This is a genomic window from Citrobacter telavivensis, from assembly GCF_041807075.1.
Taxonomy (GTDB): domain Bacteria; phylum Pseudomonadota; class Gammaproteobacteria; order Enterobacterales; family Enterobacteriaceae; genus Citrobacter_A; species Citrobacter_A telavivensis.
Map to the genome: position 1 here is coordinate 114,045 of NZ_JBGUBF010000003.1, position 21,842 is coordinate 135,886.

General features: G+C 49.6%; 19 protein-coding genes and 1 pseudogene. 13 read left to right on the forward strand and 7 right to left on the reverse strand.

The window, feature by feature from the left end:
• Nucleotides 1–79: 79 nt before the first annotated feature.
• From nlpA to ACERJC_RS15320, 7 genes are all read left to right on the forward strand, one after another.
• Entirely contained in the window at nt 80–898 is an 819-nt protein-coding gene (gene nlpA / locus ACERJC_RS15290) for a lipoprotein NlpA (RefSeq protein WP_152400710.1), read from the forward strand.
• 897 nt (nt 899–1,795) lie between these two features.
• Nucleotides 1,796–2,353, forward strand: coding sequence for a fimbrial protein (locus ACERJC_RS15295; protein WP_152400709.1), 558 nt, complete (start codon nt 1,796–1,798; stop codon nt 2,351–2,353).
• A gap of 51 nt (nt 2,354–2,404) precedes the next feature.
• Nucleotides 2,405–3,151, forward strand: a complete 747-nt coding sequence (locus ACERJC_RS15300; RefSeq protein ID WP_371895468.1) for a fimbria/pilus periplasmic chaperone — start codon at nt 2,405–2,407, stop codon at nt 3,149–3,151.
• Nucleotides 3,123–5,684, forward strand: coding sequence for a fimbria/pilus outer membrane usher protein (locus ACERJC_RS15305; RefSeq protein WP_373672007.1), 2,562 nt, complete (start codon nt 3,123–3,125; stop codon nt 5,682–5,684). The genes ACERJC_RS15300 and ACERJC_RS15305 overlap by 29 nt, the downstream gene beginning before the upstream one ends.
• Nucleotides 5,681–6,766: a fimbrial protein gene (locus ACERJC_RS15310; protein WP_373672008.1), complete on the forward strand. Its 1,086-nt coding sequence runs from the start codon at nt 5,681–5,683 to the stop codon at nt 6,764–6,766. Before ACERJC_RS15305 ends, ACERJC_RS15310 begins: the two co-directional genes overlap by 4 nt.
• 10 nt (nt 6,767–6,776) lie before the next feature.
• A complete protein-coding gene (locus ACERJC_RS15315; RefSeq protein ID WP_371895471.1) occupies nt 6,777–7,508 on the forward strand; it encodes a fimbrial biogenesis chaperone in 732 nt (243 codons plus the stop codon).
• A gap of 16 nt (nt 7,509–7,524) precedes the next feature.
• Nucleotides 7,525–8,160, forward strand: a complete 636-nt coding sequence (locus tag ACERJC_RS15320; protein ID WP_152400700.1) for a hypothetical protein — start codon at nt 7,525–7,527, stop codon at nt 8,158–8,160.
• Between the two features lie 47 nt (nt 8,161–8,207).
• On the opposite strand, the gene ACERJC_RS15325 is transcribed toward ACERJC_RS15320, so the two are convergent.
• Nucleotides 8,208–9,110: a carboxylate/amino acid/amine transporter gene (locus tag ACERJC_RS15325; protein WP_371895472.1), complete on the reverse strand. Its 903-nt coding sequence runs from the start codon at nt 9,108–9,110 to the stop codon at nt 8,208–8,210.
• Nucleotides 9,111–9,302: 192 nt separating this feature from the next.
• Between ACERJC_RS15325 and ACERJC_RS15330 the strand changes: the two genes are divergently transcribed.
• On the forward strand, nt 9,303–9,818 hold the full coding sequence (locus ACERJC_RS15330) for an anti-virulence regulator CigR family protein (protein WP_373672009.1): 516 nt from the start codon (nt 9,303–9,305) through the stop codon (nt 9,816–9,818).
• Between the two features lie 168 nt (nt 9,819–9,986).
• Here ACERJC_RS15330 and ACERJC_RS15335 read toward each other — a convergent pair whose 3' ends face one another.
• Entirely contained in the window at nt 9,987–10,874 is an 888-nt protein-coding gene (locus ACERJC_RS15335) for a LysR substrate-binding domain-containing protein (protein WP_178824982.1), read from the reverse strand.
• Nucleotides 10,875–11,006: 132 nt separating this feature from the next.
• On the opposite strand from ACERJC_RS15335, the gene ACERJC_RS15340 reads away from it, so the two are divergent.
• The 5 genes from ACERJC_RS15340 to ACERJC_RS15360 all read left to right on the forward strand — a co-directional run bounded on the left by ACERJC_RS15340 (nt 11,007) and on the right by ACERJC_RS15360 (nt 14,763).
• On the forward strand, nt 11,007–12,017 hold the full coding sequence (locus ACERJC_RS15340) for an aldo/keto reductase (protein WP_373672010.1): 1,011 nt from the start codon (nt 11,007–11,009) through the stop codon (nt 12,015–12,017).
• A 19-nt stretch (nt 12,018–12,036) separates the two neighbouring features.
• On the forward strand, nt 12,037–12,834 hold the full coding sequence (locus ACERJC_RS15345; RefSeq protein ID WP_286631996.1) for an SDR family NAD(P)-dependent oxidoreductase: 798 nt from the start codon (nt 12,037–12,039) through the stop codon (nt 12,832–12,834).
• Between the two features lie 26 nt (nt 12,835–12,860).
• A complete protein-coding gene (locus ACERJC_RS15350; RefSeq protein WP_152400689.1) occupies nt 12,861–13,277 on the forward strand; it encodes an SRPBCC family protein in 417 nt (138 codons plus the stop codon).
• 157 nt (nt 13,278–13,434) lie between these two features.
• Nucleotides 13,435–13,647 (forward strand): YdgH/BhsA/McbA family protein, encoded by a 213-nt coding sequence (locus ACERJC_RS15355; protein WP_152400687.1) that lies wholly within the window; start codon nt 13,435–13,437, stop codon nt 13,645–13,647.
• Nucleotides 13,648–13,665: 18 nt separating this feature from the next.
• A complete protein-coding gene (locus tag ACERJC_RS15360; protein WP_195296004.1) occupies nt 13,666–14,763 on the forward strand; it encodes an alkene reductase in 1,098 nt (365 codons plus the stop codon).
• Nucleotides 14,764–14,884: 121 nt separating this feature from the next.
• Here ACERJC_RS15360 and ACERJC_RS15365 read toward each other — a convergent pair whose 3' ends face one another.
• The 5 genes and pseudogenes from ACERJC_RS15365 to ACERJC_RS15385 all read right to left on the reverse strand — a co-directional run.
• Complete coding sequence (locus tag ACERJC_RS15365; RefSeq protein ID WP_373672011.1) at nt 14,885–16,060, reverse strand: hypothetical protein; 1,176 nt, start codon at nt 16,058–16,060, stop codon at nt 14,885–14,887.
• A 104-nt stretch (nt 16,061–16,164) separates the two neighbouring features.
• Entirely contained in the window at nt 16,165–18,672 is a 2,508-nt protein-coding gene (locus tag ACERJC_RS15370; protein ID WP_373672012.1) for a fimbria/pilus outer membrane usher protein, read from the reverse strand.
• Between the two features lie 67 nt (nt 18,673–18,739).
• Entirely contained in the window at nt 18,740–19,438 is a 699-nt protein-coding gene (locus tag ACERJC_RS15375; protein ID WP_373672013.1) for a fimbrial biogenesis chaperone, read from the reverse strand.
• A 48-nt stretch (nt 19,439–19,486) separates the two neighbouring features.
• Entirely contained in the window at nt 19,487–19,996 is a 510-nt protein-coding gene (locus ACERJC_RS15380) for a fimbrial protein (protein ID WP_373672014.1), read from the reverse strand.
• A gap of 462 nt (nt 19,997–20,458) precedes the next feature.
• A pseudogene (locus ACERJC_RS15385) lies at nt 20,459–21,643 on the reverse strand (transposase); the annotation flags it as partial.
• Between the last annotated feature and the right edge of the window lie 199 nt (nt 21,644–21,842).

A 21,842-nucleotide genomic window follows, 5' to 3' on the forward strand; every position in this document is an offset into this window, starting at 1 on the left:
TCGTTTTTTAAACCGCAGCAGCCTTCCCGCTATAGTCATTTCATTACTCATCAGGCGGTTATTTCAAAAGGATAAAAACGTGAAATTGACGATACCTCATTTACGGACAGGGGCGGCGGTACTGTTGGCGGGATTGTTGTTGGTCGGTTGCGACCAGCAGAGCAGTGATGCAAAGCACATCAAAGTCGGCGTGATTAACGGCGCCGAGCAGGATGTGGCGGAAGTCGCCAAAAAAGTGGCGAAAGAGAAGTACGGTCTCGACGTCGAACTGGTCGGTTTCAGCGGCTCACTGTTGCCGAACGATGCCACCAACCACGGCGAACTGGATGCCAACGTCTTCCAGCATCGCCCGTTCCTTGAGCAGGATAATCAGGCGCATAACTATAAGCTCGTGGCGGTGGGGAATACCTTTGTCTTCCCGATGGCCGGCTACTCGAAAAAAATAAAAACGGTCGATCAATTGGCGGACGGCGCAACGGTGGCGATTCCTAACGATCCCACCAACCTCGGACGGGCGCTGTTGCTGCTGCAAAAAGAACAGTTGATTACCCTGAAAGAAGGAAAAGGATTGCTGCCGACGGCGCTGGACATCACCGCCAACCCGCGTCATTTACAGATTATGGAGCTGGAAGGGGCGCAACTGCCGCGCGTACTGGACGACCCGAAAGTTGACGTGGCAATTATCAGCACCACTTATATTCAGCAAACCGGGCTTTCTCCGGTTCACGACAGCGTGTTTATCGAAGATAAAAATTCGCCGTATGTGAACATCCTGGTGGCGCGAGAAGACAATAAAGATGCGGAAAATGTGAAGGAATTTCTGGCGTCTTATCAGTCACCTGAAGTCGCAAAAGCGGCAGAAACGATCTTTAACGGCGGCGCGGTTCCGGGGTGGTGATCGGTAACGCATTCAGATAACTGAATTTTATCGCCAGAAGCGCTCTTCTGGCGATACTGTACAACGCTACCTTTATCGCTGAACGAGCATTAAGATTATCCCTTCTTTTCCTTGTGTTCAGATTTTTCAATGAACAATGTACTTCCATTCTTTTTTGTACTCAAAAACCCCGCTTCTAATAGTCATTTGTCCTTTTTTGTAAGGTTATGATGAGTAATCTGTAGATTTATATTCTGAGAAAAAGTATGTGACTAAAAGAAAAGATCGTTACGGGAAAATTCCTGGAATTGGCGGGTTTTGCAACACCAGGTTAACGATGGTTACGTTTTTTATTAAAATAAGATTTTTCTTACAATAAAATAAAAGAAGGTTTCATTCATAATTAATTATTAATTATTAACACATTACGTAAAGTACCCGAGTTGGTTTGTCAGGATTATTCTCTTAATCGTGAAAAATGGTTTTTCTGGCTAAAAATTCGACTGCAAATGTATCTTTTTTGTTTAAATTATTTTTGTTTTTTGTTTTAAGTGTGATCGTGAGGCGTTTAATTTAGCTGTGTTTTGGTTTATGTATTGATCTAGATCAATTTAATCGATTTATAAAATTTTATCTTTTTTTAACCAATGCTGTCTTATAAAAACCTAATTATCGATATATTTATAAGGGTGAATAGCGTAGATAGAAGGCAGCACTTTATTTTCCAATAAGCATTTGGATTGATCGGTTTTGGTTGAAAAATCCTAATATTGCGGATGAAAGTTTTGCGTATATCATGTCAATGGAACCGAAAGGTGTTATTCAGTACCCGTATTCATGATGGGGCGAGAATCGTTTTATCTTAATAACACATTCAATGGGCTGTTCATTTATATCAACCACAACAGGGAATTAATTATGCGTAAATATAATTTTGCGTTGTCCGCATTAGCAATGGTTTTCACTTCTGCATTTACTGCTTCAGCATTTGCCGTTGATGGTACTATTACAATTAACGGACAAATTACTGATACCACTTGTACTATTTCTGTCGATGGCGGCAGTAATGATGCAACAGTAATACTGCCAACCGTCTCTTCGTCTACCCTCGCAACAACAGGGGCAACAGCCGGTGCGACGCCGTTTACGATCTCACTGAGTAGCTGTTCAGGTACGGCGTTGAATAATGCCAGCACCTATTTTGAACCCGGTACCTATGTTGATAGCACAACCGGCCGTCTGAATATTGATACTGGCGCGTCTGATGCCGCGACTTTCGTTCAGGTTCAATTATTAAATGCCGATCGTAATCCTATTGTGGCAGGGGCTTCAGTGGCGGCCGGTCAGAATGATATCCCGGTTGATATCTCGTCTGGCAGCGGTTCACTGAATTACTTTGCACAATATTATGCGACAGGCACAGCGACTGCGGGTTCCGTAACGACTCAGGTCGATTACACCATGGTATACGAGTAACAGAAACAGGAGTAAGGGGACATCCTTTACTCCTGATTATGAGGTAACGAGATGTTAAAGATATTATCTTCCGGCATGGTTTTATTATTTTCGATGTTCTCACTGAACGTCATGGCTGACGTTGTTATTAATGGAACACGCATTGTCTTTAATGCAAAAGACAAGGAGTCGACGGTACAGCTAAAAAACCGGGGGAGTAATCCTTATCTTTTACAAATATGGATAGACGATGGTAACCCACGGGCGAAACCGGGAGAAATCAACGTTCCATTTCTCATTACGCCTCCTGTCGTTCGTATTGACCCGACTAAAGGGCAAGCGGTGCGAATTATGGCGACAAACCCAGCATTACCGCAGGACAGGGAGTCTGTTTTTTGGTTTAACATGCTGGAGATTCCGCCAAAAGCACAGGCCGCAACGTCGGGGAATACCCGTATGCAGTTGGCATTTCGTACCCGTATAAAATTATTCTATCGTCCGGATAATCTGCAGCCAACACCATTGCAGTCATATAAAGAACTAAAACTATCCCTACAAGGGAACAATATAAAAGTTGTCAACGATTCTCCTTATTACATCACCTTTAACAAGATTGAGATTCGTAAGACAAAAGAGTCCGAAGTCCTGGCATCTGTAGAGAAATTTCCCCAAAGGATGGTAAATCCTAAAAGTGAAATAGTATTCCCCCTCGCGAATAGAAAGTCAGCAAGGTTAAGTGATGCTTCATTTTTTTACAGTGTAATAAATGATTATGGTGGAGAAACAACAAATGAGCATAAATTACAAAATAGCCCATAATGCTATTTCTTGTTCTCTGAGACTAACCCGCGTTGCTCAATTCATTATCTTTTCTTTTGTTTCTGTTCAGATTGCCTTTGCTGACACCGATGATGTGCAGTTTAATAGTGATTTTTTGCGCTCAGCGATTGATGTGAGTAATTATTCACGGGGGAATCCGGTCCCTCAGGGGCAATATCATGTTGATCTTTATGTGAATGATAAGTGGAAAGGGCGCGGCGACGTTAAATTTGAAAATGATAAAAGTAATCCCCTTGTCGCCAGACCTTGTTTTACACTAAAGCTGGTATCCATGCTGGGTATCGATATTGATAAAATTGAACCAGAAATGCGTCAGTTGCTCAAAACTGATGACAGTTGCGTGCGTATTAATGATATTTCTCCCGATTTAACAGCCTATTACGATGTGACATCGCAGCGTATTAATGTGCAGGCACCTCAGATATGGCAACTTCGCCAGGTTCGCGGCTATGTGAATCCTGAATTATGGGATAACGGTATCCCTGCGGCGACGCTGCAATATGATTACAACGCATGGCATGCCGATATGTCCGGATCTGATGCCATCTCTTCCCAGTATTTAGGTTTGATGGGGGGACTCAATTGGGATGCGTGGCGCTTACGCTATCGTGGCATTTTTAACTGGAACAATGATAAGGGCTGGCAATATGACTCAACCAGCACTTACCTTGAGCGCGGCATTATCCCGTTACGCAGTAAGCTGGTGATGGGCGATTCCACCACCGATGGTCAGGTTTTTGACAGCGTCGGTTTTCGCGGCGTGATGCTGACTTCTGACGATCGTATGTATGAGGATTCACAGCGTGGATATGCGCCAGTCATTACTGGTGTTGCAAACACTAACGCCCTGGTCAGCGTCAGTCAGCGAGGCGTACGCATTTATCAATCGACGGTACCGCCCGGCGCATTCCGTATTGACGACCTGTACCCCAACGGCACAGGGGGCGATCTGCTGGTCACCGTTAAAGAGGCGGACGGAAGCGAACACAGTTTTACCGTCACCTACGCTTCCATCGCTGAATTGCTGCGTCCGGGAACCAGTCGCTATTCGCTGATGGCTGGGCGCTATCGGAATTCCTCTGTGAATGAAAAACCGCAGATAGCGATGGGGACATTTCGTCACGGTTTCACCAACCTGTTGACCACTTACACGGGGGCCATTGGCGGGGAGGATTATCAGTCTGTCGCCGGTGGCATTGCGCTCAATACCCCTGTTGGCGCCTTTTCTGCTGATATCACGCATGCCCGAACGACGCTTGCGGATGACAGCAAACGTGAAGGCCAAAGCATCCGTTTTTCATTTGCCAAGATCTTACCTGTCGTGGATACCAATATCACGCTGGCGAGCTACCGCTATTCCAGTTCGGGTTATTACGATATTGATGACGCAATGCTGATGCGCGACTTAGAGAGAACGAATAAAGGCGCCTATTCCAGCAGCATTAACCGTAAAAATCGGCTGCAACTCAGCGCGACGCAAACTATTTCAGATACGCTTGGGAGTATTAACATCAGCGCCAGTACCCAGGATTACTGGAATAAAAGCGGGCGCGACACCGAATATCAATTGGGCTACACCAATGCCTTTAAGTGGTTCAATTTTAACCTTAATGCCAGTCGTACCCGCGATTTAGTCAAAGATAAATGGGACAACAAAATTGCGATTGGTATCTCTTTACCCCTCGGGAATAGTGCGCGCTCAGCGTATCTCAGCTCCACCTATGTACAAGAGAGCGGGCATCGGGGACTGCAAAACTCAATCGCCGGAACGTCCGGAGAAAACCGCCAGTATAACTGGAGCGCGTTCGCTAATCAGGATCATTACGACCATAGCAGCAGTAAAACCACTGGCGGGGCCAGTGGAAACTGGACTTCACCCTGGACCACCCTGGGAGGCAACTTCTCTGCGGGTCAGGGTTATCAGCAATATGGTATGAACCTTTCTGGCGGCGCTATCGCCTGGCAAAACGGTATTGTGCTGACGCCTATTATGGGTGACACCATGGCTGTCATCGAAGCAGAGCATGCCGGGGGCGCGAAGGTTACGAATAACAGCAGCCTCAGCCTTAACCGTAGCGGTAATGCCGCTGTGCCTTATCTCTCCCCGTATCGCCAGAACACCATCGAACTCGATCCGAAAGGGTTATCGAATGATGTCTCCCTGGACGTCACCAGTCAGAACAGCGTACCTACCGCGGGTGCGGTGGTACTGATGAAGTACGCGACGGATAAGGGATATTCGGTTCTTTTCACCCTTCAACATGCCGGTGAGTCTCTGCCGTTTGGCGCAGATGTCGTGGATGAGCGCGGCAATACTGTCGGTTATATCGCCCAGGGAGGGCAAAGTTTTGCTCGTGTTAAGAATCTGTCGGGCACACTGCGTGTGAAATGGGGAAGTGCTGTGGGTCAGCAATGCCAGTTCAGCTACCGCTTATCAGAGCAGAAAAGTGCGAATACCGCCGACTTACGTCGCGCTGATGCGGTATGCCAGTCATTAAGGAGTGAAAAATGAAATCTATCGTAACGGGAGTGGTGCTCTCTTTTTTGACACTGGTAGCGATGTGCGGCGTGGCGCGTGCCGACGGGACATGGGTGAATTGTGATCGTACCAATGGCTATTACCAGTACTTTGACTCTACGACCATACAGGTGGGTAAAGACGCTGCCGTAGGGGATTTACTGGGAACATGGGTCACCTCTTACAACCCAACAGCCTGGACCTGCTCTCATCGAACCAGCTATCAGAGTTATGCGGTACCGATGGCCGTACAGGGATACCCTCCTTATACCATTTGGGGCACCACACAGGTTGATGGACAAAGTTACAACGTCTATCACACCGCGGTAAAAGCCGGATTGGGCTATATCGCCCGCTGGCGTTATACGGTTAAAGGGCAAACCAGCGACTGGTATCCCCTCACCGTCGCCAACGGCGTTTATCAGACGCCAACGCAGTTATTCACGGTGACGGGCGATGGCAGTTCATGGAAGCTTGGCGTCGATGTCCAGATTCGCTTTGTTAAAACCTCCACGTCGTTGACTGCGGGCAGCACCTCCGTTTTTGACCCGATGTATATGCGTCATTACCAGACTTATGGGGGCAGTACTTCCGTCGGAAGCGGAACCTATATGATTGCTGATTTTCTGGCGGGTGGTCTGGTGATTTCGACAACGGGGGGAACCTGTACGACATCGGATGTCACGGTTAATTTACCCCCAGTCAGTCGGACGGATTTTAGCGGGGTAGGTTATACCGCGGCACGTACAGATTTTAATCTGAATTTCACGAAATGTCCGGCGGGATTATCGAGTATCAGTTATTTATTTACACCGACTACGGCCATTATTAATAACGCCAATGGTGTTTTTGCTTTGGCGAGTACGTCAACAGCCAGTGGCGTTGGGATTCAGTTACTGAACGATCAGGATATTCCTCTGTCATTTAACACGGCGTATCTCCTGACTGATTACGATCCGGCTCAGAATAATGCAAATTATACTGTGCCGCTACGGGCGGGGTTATATCAGACGGAAGCGAACGTGTCTTCAGGCGTTGTCAAAGGTGCGGTTACCTTCACCCTGGTTTATAAATAAAGGAGAGGGCGTGAAGAAACGACTTAAGCATGTTTTGAATCACTTCCTGATATTACTTTTGCTACCATCATCGGCAATGGCGGCAACCTACATTAATTACACGCGAGTGATCGTTAATGAGAAAGACCGTGAGTCTACCTTTACGGTTTACAATGAAGGTTTGAGGCCGGTCTTATTACAGTTGTGGACGGAAAAAGAGTCGCTTTTAGAGCGTCCAGAGGATATTAAAACGCCGTTTATCATTTTACCGCCAATTTTCAGGCTTGAAGGCAACACCTCTCGCGCGGTGCGTATTCAGTTCGTCGGCGATCGGCAGACGCTGCCAGAAGACAGAGAGTCTCTCTTCTGGCTGAATACGCTTGAAGTCCCGCCAGTTGCCGATAGCAAGAGCGGTTCCGGCGCGCTGCAGGTCGCTTTTCGTACCCGGGTAAAGTTATTCTGGCGACCGCTGTCGCTGGCGGCAAACACGCTGGAAGAGAGTGTGAAGAAAATACAGATAACCGCCTCAGAGTGTGGGGGGAATCGTTGTCTATTGGTAAAGAATAATTCGCCTTTGCATGTGACATTAATGGGTCTTACGCTCAACGACGGTACAGAAATAAAACAGTTACCTGATGATGGCCTCCTCGCACCGTTGTCGACAAAAACGGTTATTTTACCTAAAAGCGCAACGGGAAACCGTACTGTCGAAACATTTTCATGGATTGATGATTATGGTGTGGTCAATACCTATAAAAACTAATGCGAAGGATACTGCTATGCTTAATTTTAATTCCTCATCCTTACGGTATAAGTTTATTTATCTGACAAAAAACATCTATGATGGTATTGCCATTCACACGCTTTTTGCAGATGCGTTACATGAGTCTGGTTTGAAAACGGAACTCAATGAAGATATTCCATTTCACCTGATAGATAAGTACATTAACTTTATCCCATTTTCATTGCGTTTTAATGTAACTTATAAGCAGCGCGATCGCGTACTTGAAAATGACATCACGCTGTCGGCAAAAGGAGAAGAGATAAAGCGAATGAGTTTTAATCATATCCTTTTTTTTGTGGATATGTATAAACCCGAACATACCTCTTTTCTGTCGTTCGAAGGGCTGCAAGATCTCAACGCGATCAGGGAGCGTATAGATGCTTTTATGGTACATTGTGATGCCGTGATCAGTGGTAATAAAAAATGCCGCTCAAGAAGTTTTTTGTTCACGCTGCGCGAACAGCAAATCGTCTTTCATTTGTTGCAGGGAATGTCTGTTAAAGAAATTGCGCTTGAACTTGAGGTGAGCGACAAGCTTGTCTATCGGGAACGATGGGCGCTGACGCGTAAACTGATTGACCAAAAAAATTGCAGACTATACAAAAGGTTAATAAACATAAAAACGACATGATGAAAGTCGCAGAGTGGACGGTGCTTTCGTGCGTCCACTCTTTTTTGTTACACCGTTCTGGCGCGGCGGCGGGAATCCATCGAGATCAACACCACGGAGGACAGGATCAGCAGCGTGCCCAGCCAGTCCGGCAGGGTGAAGGTAATGCCCAACAACAGCAGCGACAGCAGGGCGCTACTCAGCGGTTCGGCACAGCTTAAAATACTCGCTTTCGGCCCACCAATCATCTGCGCACCCTTCAGATACAGGCTGAACGTCAGCGACGTGCCAATCACCACCAGGTAGAAAAACGCCAGGATCAGGCTGCCATTGACCACAAAATCTGTGCCCTCTCCGGCGTAAAACGGCAGCAGAATCATCCCACCGATTAACATACTCCAGCCGACAATCGGCAAGGTGCCGTAGCGCGCAATCAGCGCTGACGGGTAAGTCGTATAAAATGCGGCGGCAAACGCTGAGGCAATCCCCCAGAACAGCGCGGCGGGCGAAACTGACAGTGAGGTGGGGTTGCCGTGCGTCACCAGTAAAAAGGTGCCGATGAGCGAAGTGAGGATGGCGGTCAGCACCAGCGCGCCGGGACGGGCTTTACGCACCAGCGCGAACCACGCAACGATGATCGTTGGCGACAGAAATTGCAGCACCGTGGCGGTCGCGGCGTTGGATTTTTCGATGGTTAGCAGGAAGGTGAGTTGCACCGTCAACGCGCCAACGACAGAAAAAATCAGCAGGCTCAGAGCGTCTTTGCGATCTTTGAAAAGGGAAAAGATTTTGTCGCCGTGTACCACGGAGAGCATCAGCAGAATTAAGCCGGCAAATATCAGGCGCGTCATGGTCAGAAATGGCGACGACATCTGGCTTTGCTCCATGATGTACTGCGCGCAGACCCCTGAACTTCCCCATAAAACGGCGGCAATCAGGACATTCAGCATCCCTCTTCTGGTGGACCCCATGCTTTCCTCGGCTTTGTTTTTTCGACGTTATTTGCAGGCATGATAACAGATAAGACAGCAGCGTTTCCCTCGCCATAACAGGTTGTTTATTCACGGCCTGCATGCAAATCCGAATCCAGGCGTTTTTGACATTGCGCGGGGGATGGCGGCGTTCTATTGTCAAAATGACACTTCAGCAGGAAGGAACACATCATGGGTAAGCGTCGTGGTTTAACGGCTGTGCTGGCCACTCTGGTTTCTCTCTCCCTGTTTGCCGCGCCAGTGATGGCAAATCCGGGAAATGGTAACGGAAACGGTTATGGCGGCGGCCAGGGCAACAGCAGTGGTAATCAGGGAAATAAGGGCAACCAGGGAAATAACGGGCAAAAAGGAAATTCGGCCCAGAAAAACAACGGTTCTTCCGATCATCGTAAAAATTATGGCAAACCCGATCGCGTCGAGTCCGACATTAGTTTTGCGACAGCGCGTCATCTGGCGGTGAATTATGGTCTGACGGGGTATAAATCTTTGCCGCCGGGAATCGCGAAAAACCTGGCACGAGGAAAACCGCTTCCTCCGGGGATCGCGAAAAAGGCGGTTCCGGCATCGATGCTGGGAGAACTCCCTTACTATCCGGGCTATGAGTGGAAAATCATAGGGGATGATTTAGTGCTGATAGCGCTTAGTACCGCAGTGGTAACCGCCATCATTAATGGGGTCTTTGATTAACCTATTTAAAGGCCGGGGAGCGTTCCCCGGCTTTTTACATCAGAACGCGACGTTAACGTCAGCCATCACAGAGATTTCGCTGTCGCCTTTACCTTTAACGCGTAACGCGCGTGCCGTTCGTTTCTTTATGAGAATCCGCTTTCGTCTGTGGCAAAAGCGGATTCTTTTTTATTCGCCGCGTAGGATCTGGCGGAAATGGGATACCAGCGGGCGTTGATTGGCTTTATGCCAGGCGGCCCATAATTGCGTGGAATAATTCATCCACGGCAATTCGCGTAATACCACGCCTTCCGGCGCATTGTGACGCAGGCTATGTTGAATTAGTGCCAGACCTAATCCTGCAGCGACCAGACCTAATGCTGTCAGCGGTTCGCCGGCTTCTAAACGAATATCGGGATTAAACCCGGCTTTGACGCAGGCCGCGACAAAATCATCACGTGAATGGGCATCGTCATTATGAATAACGGCAATCCACTGCTGGTTGGCAAGCTGCGTTGCGACAAGGTTTTCTTCCTCCGCCAGCGGATGATTTTGCGGTAAGGCCAACAGCATACGATCGTCCAGAACCTGAATGTATTCCAGGTCCTGTTCATAGTCTGCGGGCGGCGTATCGACCAGAGAAAAATCGAGGCTGCGCTGGCGCAAGCCTTCAATCTGGGTAGCCGGTGGCTGGCTGTAAAGCGCGATATGCACATCCGGGCGCGATACACGTAACGTACGCAACGCCGTAGAAAGCACGCCGGAATGCATGGCGTTTTCAATATAGCCAATACACAAGCCTCCATCTTCACCGCGTCCCAGACGTTTACCCAGTGATTCCAGACGATTGGCATGCGTCAGCAATGAACGCGTTTCGGCGAGGAATGTCTGCCCATCGGCAGTCAGTCGGATGCGTTGTTGATTGCGCTCGAACAGCATCAGTCCCAGGCGTTCTTCCAGTTGCGCAATCTGGCGGCTGAGCGGCGATTGCGAGATATGCAGTCGCTCAGCAGCACGTCCTACGTGCTCTTCTTCTGCGACCACGACGAAGTACTTCAGTTGGCGTAAATCAATCATATTAGACCTCAAAGGACTTAAGTTAGACGAATTATGTCCTATCAAGTCACAACCTTGCAAGGTATTGTGAGCTCCGTCACAGGGCGATAGCAAAAAACGCCCGAACTAAACCCGAATACTTGAGGACATCTTATGAGCATTAAAAATTTACTTCCCGGCAACATCGGCTTAGGCGGCGCGCCGCTCGGCAACATGTTCCGTGCCATTCCGGAAGAAGAGGCCCACGCCACCGTGAGCGAAGCCTGGAACCTGGGCGTGCGTTACTTTGATACCGCGCCGCTGTACGGCTCTGGCCTTTCTGAAATTCGTATGGGCGAAGCGCTGTCTCAGTATCCGCGCGATGAATATGTTTTGAGCAGTAAAGTCGGCCGCATCATGCTGGACGAAATGGAAGATCCCGCCAAACGTGATTTTGGTGAGAAAGGCGGTCTTTTCGAACACGGCCTGAAGAACAAAATTCTGAATGACTACTCTGCCGACGCCACTCTGCGCTCGATTGAAGACAGCCTGAAACGCCTGAAAACGGACCATCTGGATATCGTCTGGATCCACGATCCGGCGCAGGATTTCTACGGTGACAGCTGGCTGGAGCAGTTCAATATTGCCCGTACGGGTGCGTTCCGTGCGCTGACGCGTTTGCGTGATGAGGGAGTGATCAAAGCATGGGGACTGGGCGTGAACCGCGTCGAACCTTGTGAACTGACGCTGGCGCTTGATGAGCCGAAGCCGGATGCGTTCCTGCTGGCAGGTCGTTATTCCCTGTTGGATCACGAACGTGCACTGCAACGTCTGATGCCGGAAGCACTGGAACATAACGTTGATATCGTCGTTGGCGGCCCTTACAGCTCCGGCGTGCTTGCCGGTGGTGAGCACTTTGAATATCAGAAAGCCTCCCCGGCCATTAAGCAGAAAGTGGCGCAAATTCACGCCATTGCCGCGCGTTTTAACGTCGATGTTAAAGCAGCAGCACTGCAGTTCGCGCTGGCAAACCCTGCCGTTGCGGCGGTTATTCCTGGCTCCAGCCGTCCTGGCCGTATGGCGGAAGATCTGGCTGCACTGAATGCAACCGTTCCGGCTGAATTCTGGGCGGAAATGCGCCGTCAGGCTCTGGTTGCGGAAAACGCGCCGCTGCCGACCCGTTAATCAACCGAGTGAGAAAAATATGAAACTGGATCTGACAGGTAAGGTCGCTGTTGTCAGCGGCTCGACCTCCGGTATTGGGCAGGGTATTGCTGCCGGACTGGCAAAAGCAGGTGCAACGGTGGTTGTCGTCGGTCGCAAACAGCACGGCGTCGATGACGCAATGGCCGCGATTACGGCGCAACACCCTGCGGCGTCGCTGCGCGGCGTGGTGGCCGATCTCAGCACTGAACATGGCGTAAATGCGCTGATCGCCGCCGTTCCGACGGCGGATGTGCTGGTCAATAATCTGGGGATTTTCAACGATAAAGATTTCTTTAGCGTTCCGGATGACGAGTGGCTGCACTTCTACAACGTCAACGTTATCTCCGGCGTGCGCCTGGCGCGTCATTATGCGCCAGCCATGACGGAACAGGGCTGGGGGCGAATTATCTTTGTTTCGTCCGAATCGGGCGTAGCTATCCCCGGCGACATGATCAACTACGGCGTCACGAAAGCCGCGAATCTGGCGGTGTCCCATGGTCTGGCGAAGCGACTCGCCGGAACCGGTGTGACCGTTAACGCCATTCTGCCGGGGCCGACTTTTACTGATGGCCTGCAGGAGATGCTGGCGGACGCCGCCGCGCAGTCGGGACGTAGCCCGCGTGAACAAGCCGACGAGTTTGTCAGAACGGCGCGCCCGAGCTCCATCATCCAGCGTGCGGCGGATGTGGAAGAAGTGGCGAATCTTGCGGTTTATCTCGCGTCACCGCTCTCCTCGGCAACGACAGGGGCAGCCCTGCGCGTCGATGGCGGCGTCGTCGACACCCTGACAATGTAACCCTATAAATTTAAGAGAAAAATATCATGGCTAAGACAAGTGTATCGATTGAAATTCCGGCTTCTGCCGACGCCGTATGGCAACTGATGGGCGGCTTTGACGCGTTGCCGGACTGGCTGCCGTTCATCCCGAAAAGCGTGGTGACAGAAGGCGGGCGCGTACGTTCGCTGACCACTTCCGACGGCGGTACCGTGATTGAGCGTCTGGAAGCGTTTGATAATCGTCAGCGCAGCTACACCTACTCCATTATTCAGGCGCCGTTCCCGGTGGTGAATTACCTCTCAACCATCACGGTTCATGAGACCGCCGACAGCCAGGTTTCCCGCGTGGAATGGTCCGGCGAATTCACGCCAGTGAACGTCTCTGACGAAGAGGCACGGGCGCTATTTACGGGCATCTACAGTGATGGTCTCAAGGCGCTGAAGGACAACTTCGTTTCCTGATACGACCTGCAGGCGTCGGAGAATCTGACGCCTTATTATTAACTAAAACGCAATAGTCTATTGCCATTTGTATCATTTATGTCATCAGGCTATAGGCGTATTCTTCTTCTATCGCGTTAATCAACGCCAAATTATCACTTTATTCTGGGATATAAACATGAAAACTATTTTCGCTATTTTTACGGCTTCTCTGCTCTCTGCTGCGGCGTTTAACGCCTCTGCGCAAAGCGTGACGGCAACGGGCACCACGCTGGATTCCGCTGAAGCGGTCATCGCGCAAAAAGCCAAAGAGATGAACGCCTCTGAATACAAAATTACCAGTGCGCGCATGGGTAACACCGTCACCATGAGTGCAGAACTGTATAAATAATCGCGAGAGGAACCCATTATGTTATTCGATCACTATGCGCTGAATGCCTTGCCGTTAAAAAACCGGATTGTTATGCCGCCGATGACGCGTTCTCGCGCCGGGGCAGGCGACGTCGCGACTGACATGATGGCGGACTATTACGCACAGCGTGCCAGCGCAGGGCTCATCATTAGCGAAGGCACGCAAATCAGCCAACAGGGTCAGGGCTATGCCTGGACGCCGGGCATCTATTCTGAAGCGCAAATTGCCGGCTGGAAAAAAGTCACCGACGCCGTGCACAAGGCGGGCGGTAAAATCTTCGCTCAGCTGTGGCACGTCGGTCGTGTTTCACACACCGTTTTGCAGCCTGGCGGTGCGGCACCGGTCTCTTCTTCTGCTATTCAGGCGCCAGGGGTGAAAGTGTTTGTCGATGTTGAAGGGCGTGGCCCGGAAAATGGCGTCGGCGAGATGGTGCAGCATGACATGCCGCGTGCCCTGACGCGGGAAGAGATCCCGGCTATCGTCAATGACTATGCCCAGGCGGCGCGCAATGCTATCGCTGCGGGGTTCGACGGTATTGAACTGCACGGGGCGAACGGCTATCTGATCAACCAGTTCATTGACTCGCAGGCCAACCTGCGTGATGACGACTACGGCGGCTCGCTGCAAAATCGTCTGCGCTTTATGCGAGAGGTGGTGACGGCGGTCTCTGCGGCGATTGGTAAAGAGCGTGTGGGCATTCGTCTCGCACCGCTGACCACGCTGATGGGTTCAAAAGATGATACGCCGGAAGCGACCTACCTGGCGGCGGCCAGCGTGCTGAATGAGTTGGGCATTGCCTATATTCATATCGCAGAAGCGGACTGGGAAGATGCGCCGGTCATGCCTGCCGCGTTTAAAGAAGCGCTGCGCATTATCTTCCACGGCACGCTGATTTATTCCGGTAAATACACCAAAGCGCGTGCTGAAGAGGCGCTGGCGAACGGCTGGGCCGACCTGATCGGTTTTGGTCGCCCATTTATTGCCAACCCGGATCTGCCGCATCGTCTGAAAAATGACTTACCGCTGAATGCGCCCATTAAAGAGACGTTCTTCGGCGGCGGGAAAGAAGGGTATCTGGATTACCCGGTTCTCTGATTCCATGACGCAGCGCGTCGATCTGCTCGCGCATCCACCAATGGCCCGGTGAATAACACAACGCCGGGCATATCCTTCTTTCTTCATGTGAGTACAATCACCCAATTGTCACCCCCCGTAATTATGGCAGAGAGAACGTCACTGTTGCTGTCGCATTCCAGGCTCCCGAAGAGGTTTGACTCTGGGCCCGCCATTTTGCCGTCAGGGATTGTGGCGCCGTAATGGCATGGGTGGTATACCCTGAAGATGTGCAAAGATTGGTCTGTGTTCCGTCTCTCATAATCCTGAAATCAATTTGCCCTGTCACTGTACATGACCAGGATTCCTGAACATTAAAGTTCTCATTGGCACCCACATCCCGGGTGAGATTGCCACTACCGGTGACGGTAATGGGTTGCTCAGTATAGGTCGTACGGTAGGAAGAAATCGTCCCTGTGTTAAATGTGGTGGCGGGAAGAATATTAATCGCCGTAATATTTCTGATATTGACGACTGAATTATCAGTAATGGGCAATGATGGGGAGAAAGTTACTGTGGGCGCGTAGGTTGGCCTGTTGGTTGTTGTCACTATACTATAGGTAGAATTTATTGCAGAACCAGAATTCAACGTAACGCTTCTCCCTTGTGATACTGAACAAGCAAATAATACGTAACTAAGCGCTTTCTCAGAAACGGTCGCAGTGAGGGTGGTATTATAAGAAGTGAAATATGCGGAGGGCTGCCTGGTCACTGCCGGGAAGATGACGGTGGTCGCAGCCGAAGATAAAGCAATCGGTACTTGTGGACCTGGATAGATGTCAGCAGCTTGTGATGAGTTGAATTTTGATTCGATGTATGGGACGTGGTTCAAGCTACCACTAGAAACGTGACCTACAGGTTGCTTGAATGAATAGCAAGTGGCGCCTCTCCCGATATATATAGAATTGGGAGCTTTAAAGGAGAAACAGCCATTTATCGTCAGCGAGGTCCCGCTGGCTGATGCCGTGCATCCGCCCCCGAGTGCGTTAATCCCAGAGGCGGCGGTGGTGGCAATTGCAGCGCTATTCATTGTGTAAGCATGCGGCCCCCAATAAAACGGACCTTGGTTCTGAACGGACCCGTTACTAGCCCTCCAATAGACCATCTCACCATCGGCTATTATCGTGCTGCTGGCGGCTACGGTCCTTGGCGTGACGCTTGCGGTTATCTGATTGGTGGTATAAGCGGCGGTTACCGGATCAAACGATCCCCCTGATGCCAGAGGAGAAACCATCAGTGTTATCGCCGTGCTCACCAGTATATTAAAAATCCACTTCATTGTTGTATTCCTTGTTCGAGAGTCCGGCAGCGCAAAAACAGGTACTGGCAATACTCCGTCTGGTCCAATGATTCCGGTCAGTTGGTTACTGTGTTGCCATCGGTTTACTGGCAGATACTTTCAGCCATCCATAAGCCGGGGGCCTCTTCAGCCTTACGGGCAATATAGTCAGCCTGGCAGGTTGATTCGACGCCTTCAGCGTTACCCCATTGCACCCGTAACGTCCCCTTTTGCGGTAAGCCATTCATGAAGACCTCACCGTCATCACCGACAATAGAGGTGTTACTGTCTGCCTCAGGAGATATCAGCGATGCGACTGCACCAAAAGGAACCGGCTGACCGCCAGATAACGTCAGCGCCAGCAATACACGATGGCCAAGCGCTGTTTTGTACTCTGCCCTGACGACAGCCCCCTTCGTCGGTATGACTTTCTGGGACATATAAGTAATATCGGTGTCGTCCTGTAAGGTTCGGCTGTCCAGACTGATATCATTGAAGCGGTACGGGCTGAGATAGGGAACGACGGCATAGCCACGACCGTCCGTTGAGATCCCGGAATAGTTATTAACACCGACGCCCTGTGCTTCGGGAGCCTTGACTAATCCAATGGTTTCACCTAACGGTTGTGAAAGAGTAATGCCATTTTCATGAATTACGATCCCTCCCGAGAGCCCGTATCCCAGCTGCTGACTGTCCTGACTGTAGTTGTATGAGCCATTTAATGTGCCAGCGCGCGTCTTCCAGGTGACATTCCCCCCTACCGTTCGTTCACTTCTCTCTGACTGTGTGGCATTCATCCCCCAGTTAAGACTTTCATCGTCGAATGCAGAACCATTCAGTCTTACGTTGTGACTGGAGCCGACACCATCGGTGTGCGTGGTCCCATAAGAGGCATATGTCCGGCCCAGTAACGAGTCCAGGGGAACATTGATCTCGAGGGAAAAAATATTGTCCTGATTAGCATAACCATACTGTCCGGTATTCCGGTTCCACGAGTAATTCAGGCTGAGGCCAACGCTGCCGATATTTTTGTAATACCCCAGATTTGCAGACAGGCTATTACCTCTGTCCTGCCAGTAATCCTCGCTGACAATGGATGCGCTGAATGACCCAAAATCCTGACCCAGGTCCTGATTCAGCGAGAGTTCTGCTCTGTTCCGGCGGCGTTCAGTCAAATAAGAAGGAATGTCACTGTCATCGCGGTAGGTCCCCAGGGTTTCTTCCAGGGAGTGAAATCCTGAGGTTGAATAGCGATAACCAGCAATTGTAAAGTTGGTACCCGTCTCGAGAAAGTTTTTGCTGTAACGAAGGCGAAGTGACTGACCCTGCTGCTTGCCCGTATTCGTCAGGGTTGCCTGGGAATGCGTCACATCGGTAGAAAAGGCTCCCCAGCTACCGATATTTTTACCTATGCCCAGGGCATAAGACTGATATTTATCACCGGCGTTCTGTAGCCCGCCATATACGGTCAGGCCCCATGGCAGACCATAAACGCCCGTTCCCTGGACAAACGGATTTTTCTCTGTCCCGGAATCATAGGAGCGGAACTGGCCGCCGGTGAAACTATAACGAAACTGTCCTTCTCGCTGCAGTACAGGCAGAGACGCATAGGGGATGCTCAGATGCTGCTCGCTGCCATCCGCTTCTTTAATTGTCACATCGAGATCGCCCGCGCCACCGGTTGAGGCCAGATCGGTTATCTCAAATGCTCCGGGAGCGACTCTGGTTTCATAAACAACGTACCCATTCTGTCGGACAGTCACCAGGGCGTCACTGCGGGCGATGCCCCGAACCACAGGGGCGTAGCTACGTACACTGGACGGCAGCATGTCATCATCGGAGGTAATCTGAACCCCTCTGAACGGAACACTGTCGAAGACATCTGAAGGGGCCGAACTGTCACCCAGCGTCAGTTGGCTCTTCAACGAGATAATGTTCCGCTGTACATAGCTGTACACGGTATTCCACTTATCCCCCTCCTGATTACTGTGCTCAAAAGTGGTGTAGTTCCGCAGACGCCAGGGACCGATATTTATTCCCGGACGCAGGTTCAGGTAGGTACTTTTATAAGTATCGTTCCCGGAAAAACGGCTCTGGTAACTGTTCACACTGTAATTCAGCTGTGCAGACGGAATACCTTCGTCCCAGAATTCTGCCGGGACATCGTCCCGGCTGCGCGTGTTCATTGCTATCTGAGGGATACTCAAATTTAGTCTTTGCCGGTTAAACTGAAAATCAGAAAAAGCGTTCGGGATCCCGTTAATATTGACACATTCAGAACCCGCAACGCGGAGATCCGGGAACGATTCGCTGCGCACGCCCCATGTGTTCAGTTCTTCCAGCGTGAGGCAGGGCACCAGTTTGCCATCCTCACTTTTCGAAAATGCAACATCGCGAGCTTGTGTGGTCTGTTGCTCGTTATTGACAAAGATATCAACACGATAATTCCCCGCCGGCTGACCGTTAGCCACCTCAAATACAGAGAGGTCGGACGTCCGTTCCTGTGTCCCTTCGCCAATCTCAAGCAATGCAGGGTTAAAATACTCATCTGCCTGAGCAGCGCCGGGCAAATTCCATAAAGCAGAAATAACCAAAAGGTAGTAATATTTCATCCTGAAATTGATATGTTCCAAAATGGTTACGCTCGCAATTTAGATTTAGGTACTAATACAAATATCTTCAGAATTTTTTTGTAAACTCTTTTCCACTCATGCCGTAGTCATTAATTATTTTCCAGCTCACTACATTGCCAGAGGATCCAGAGGGAACAGGAAATGATAACTCTGACTTTGCTGCCACATAAGTCTGCTCAGGTAATGTCGGTTTAAATACTTTCCCTCCAATCGTTATCAAACTGAAGTTCATGTAAAAGGGTGTAGGGTTAAATACCTGGATTTGATTTCCACTCCTTTTCCAGATGAGGGCGTCAGCACTCTGTTCTGGTGTTCCCTTAACCGACTTAGGACGATAAATAAATTTAAGTCTTTTCTTTATCGCCAGTTGCAGCGTATTTTTCTGCACAACATCTTTTTTAACAGAAGGTATTATCTTAATATTCAGCCAGTACAGGGATTCACGGTCTTCCGAAAGTTTTCCACCTGTACGGACAGCACGTAGTATATTGTCCTGACCTGGCTCAAGGCGGAATAAAGGAGGGGTGATCATAAATGGAGCTTTCACTTTGCTTCCCGTGCTTCCATCAATCCAGGACTGAATAAGAACAGGTGTACCATTACTGGTGTTATTGACACTAATAGACGCTTCTCTTTCATTGCCGTCAAAAATAAGGCGGGTCCCCCCTACAGAAACAGCCGCATTGCATTGTTCTGAAATGGTCAGGCAAGACACAATCAAAGAGATAAAAAGAACTACCTTCATCTGAACTCCTGTTGCGGGAGTGTTTCCACTCCCGACTGTCACTCAATATTACATATAAGAGATGTTAACCTGTGCAACGGAGTTGGCACTACCGGCAGTAACAGGTAGTGCAGTACTAATATAATTAGCCGTGAAATTAAGCTGCTGAGAAACTGCGTTGCTCAGCGTTATACCGCTGGCCTGGGAGTTAATGTTGATATCACCACCATCCGCTTTCTTGATATCAATGGAGATACCGCCAGCAGGGCCTGTTAACGCCAGATTATTTGCCGAATCGGCCGGACCCGAAAAGGTTACCAGTGCGGATGTGGGGCCGCCTGATGTCGGACAATCAGTTAAACTGATAGAGAAAGCAACGGGAATAGTTGTTGTGCCCACCGTTGGAAACTGTGCAACACCATAAGTACCCAGTAAGACGTTCACGTTGTTGTTATCAACATGGCAAGTTTCCTGGAGAATCGTGCCATTGAAGGTAACGGTGGCGTCAGCCGCCAGCGCTGACGGAATATTAGCAAACGCCATACCACATAAAAGGGCGACCCCAGTGGTTTTTTTCATAGACATAATCCTTTATTAAACATTAAACCCATATTAAATGTATCTGAACCTGGGACAGGTACAGTTATTATCCAGTTTTCATAAAATTCATTCTGGTAACTTATAAATAGTGACAGGAATTAATCTCTAACGGAATATGAGATTGTTACCTCATTTTTTGTTATAATCCTAAATCGCTGAAAAAGGCTCAATGAGTAAAAGTAGCGAACCAGAGGTGACGTAATCCTGAAAACTATTTTTTGAGGTGCGGTTAGCCTGTGTGCTTTATGTTTTGGCTATGCTTAACGTGGGCCCTGTTTATGGATATGCTTATTTTTCATTCAATTGATGATTTGTATGCCTAAACGGTTTTAACCGTTGAGTTGTAAAATAAGGGGATTAGCACCTGGATATAATAACTTCAGGATACTGTATTCTTTCAAAGAAACTTTAGGTACTTTATGAATCGCCACGGATAATCTAGACACTTCTGAGCCGTTGATAATATAGGTTTTCATATTCAGCCGGTGGCATCTGCTCGCTCGAACCATGCCGACGCCTACTGTTATAAAACATTTCGATATAATCAAAAATATCGCTTCTGGCTTCGTCTCTCGTTCCGTAGAGACTTTTCTTAATCCGTTCGCGTTTCAGTAGCTGGAAAAAGCTTTCCGCAACCGCGTTGTCGTGGCAGTTACCGCGACGACTCATGCTGCCTTCCAGACCGTGTGATTTCAGGAACGACTGCCACTCATGGCTCGTGTACTGACTGCCCTGATCAGAGTGAACCAGTACCTGCTTTTGAGGATTACGCCTCCACACCGCCATAAGTAATGCGTTCAGGACAATCTCTTTTGTCATCCGGGGTTGCATTGACCAGCCGATAACTTTTCGGGAGAACAGGTCAACCACCACGGCCAGATACAGCCAGCCTTCGTGGGTTCGGATGTAGGTTATGTCCGTTACCCAACGCTCATCCGGTGAGTCCGGATTGAACTGCCGCTGGAGCCTGTTGGGTGTCACGATGCTGGCTTCGCCTTTACGTGCCCGTGGGCTACGGTACCCAACCTGAGCTTTTATTCCGGCACGCTTCATCAGCCGCCAGACCCGGTTCACTCCGCACTGCTGTCCGGTATCACGCAGATCGAGATGGATCTTGCGATAGCCATAAATGCAACCGGACTCCAGCCAGAACTGTTTGATCTGCCCGGTCAGCATCTGGTCTGTCTGGTCAGCATCTGGTCTGCCCGGTCAGCATCTGGTCTGTCTGGTGACGCTGTGAATGTGGCTGCTGAAGCCAGAAATAAAATCCACTCGGATGGACATCCAGAACCCGACAGAGCAAACGAACAGACCAGCAACGGCTGTTGTCGCGGATAAAGGCGTACCTCAGTCGGACAGCTTTGCGAAGTACGCCGCGGCTTTTTTTAATATGTCCCGTTCGTCCGTAACCCGCTTCAACTCTTTCTGAAGACGGCGGATCTCGGCCTGAGCATCTGACTGTTCATTATGAGTGGAAGAATCCGGACCGTACTTCTTTATCCAGGCGTAAAGACCGTGAGTGGTGATATCGAGACGTGTTGCAACACTGGAAACAGAATGACCACGATCAACAACCTGTTTGACTGCTTCAATTTTAAACTCTTCAGGATAATGCTTACCGCTCATGGGCACCTCTCTTTAAGTCATCTTAAATGACTCTGAGGTGTCTGTTAAACCCGTGGCGATTCACTTCACCGGGTAAGATGCCGGGTGAGTTAAGAACGTTGTATGAGCAAGCAAAGTGGCTGGTATTACCGGGAAGAAGGGCGCGAAGTTACCCCTGGGAATTGAGAGTAAAAGCCCAGAAATATCCGGCATAAAAAAA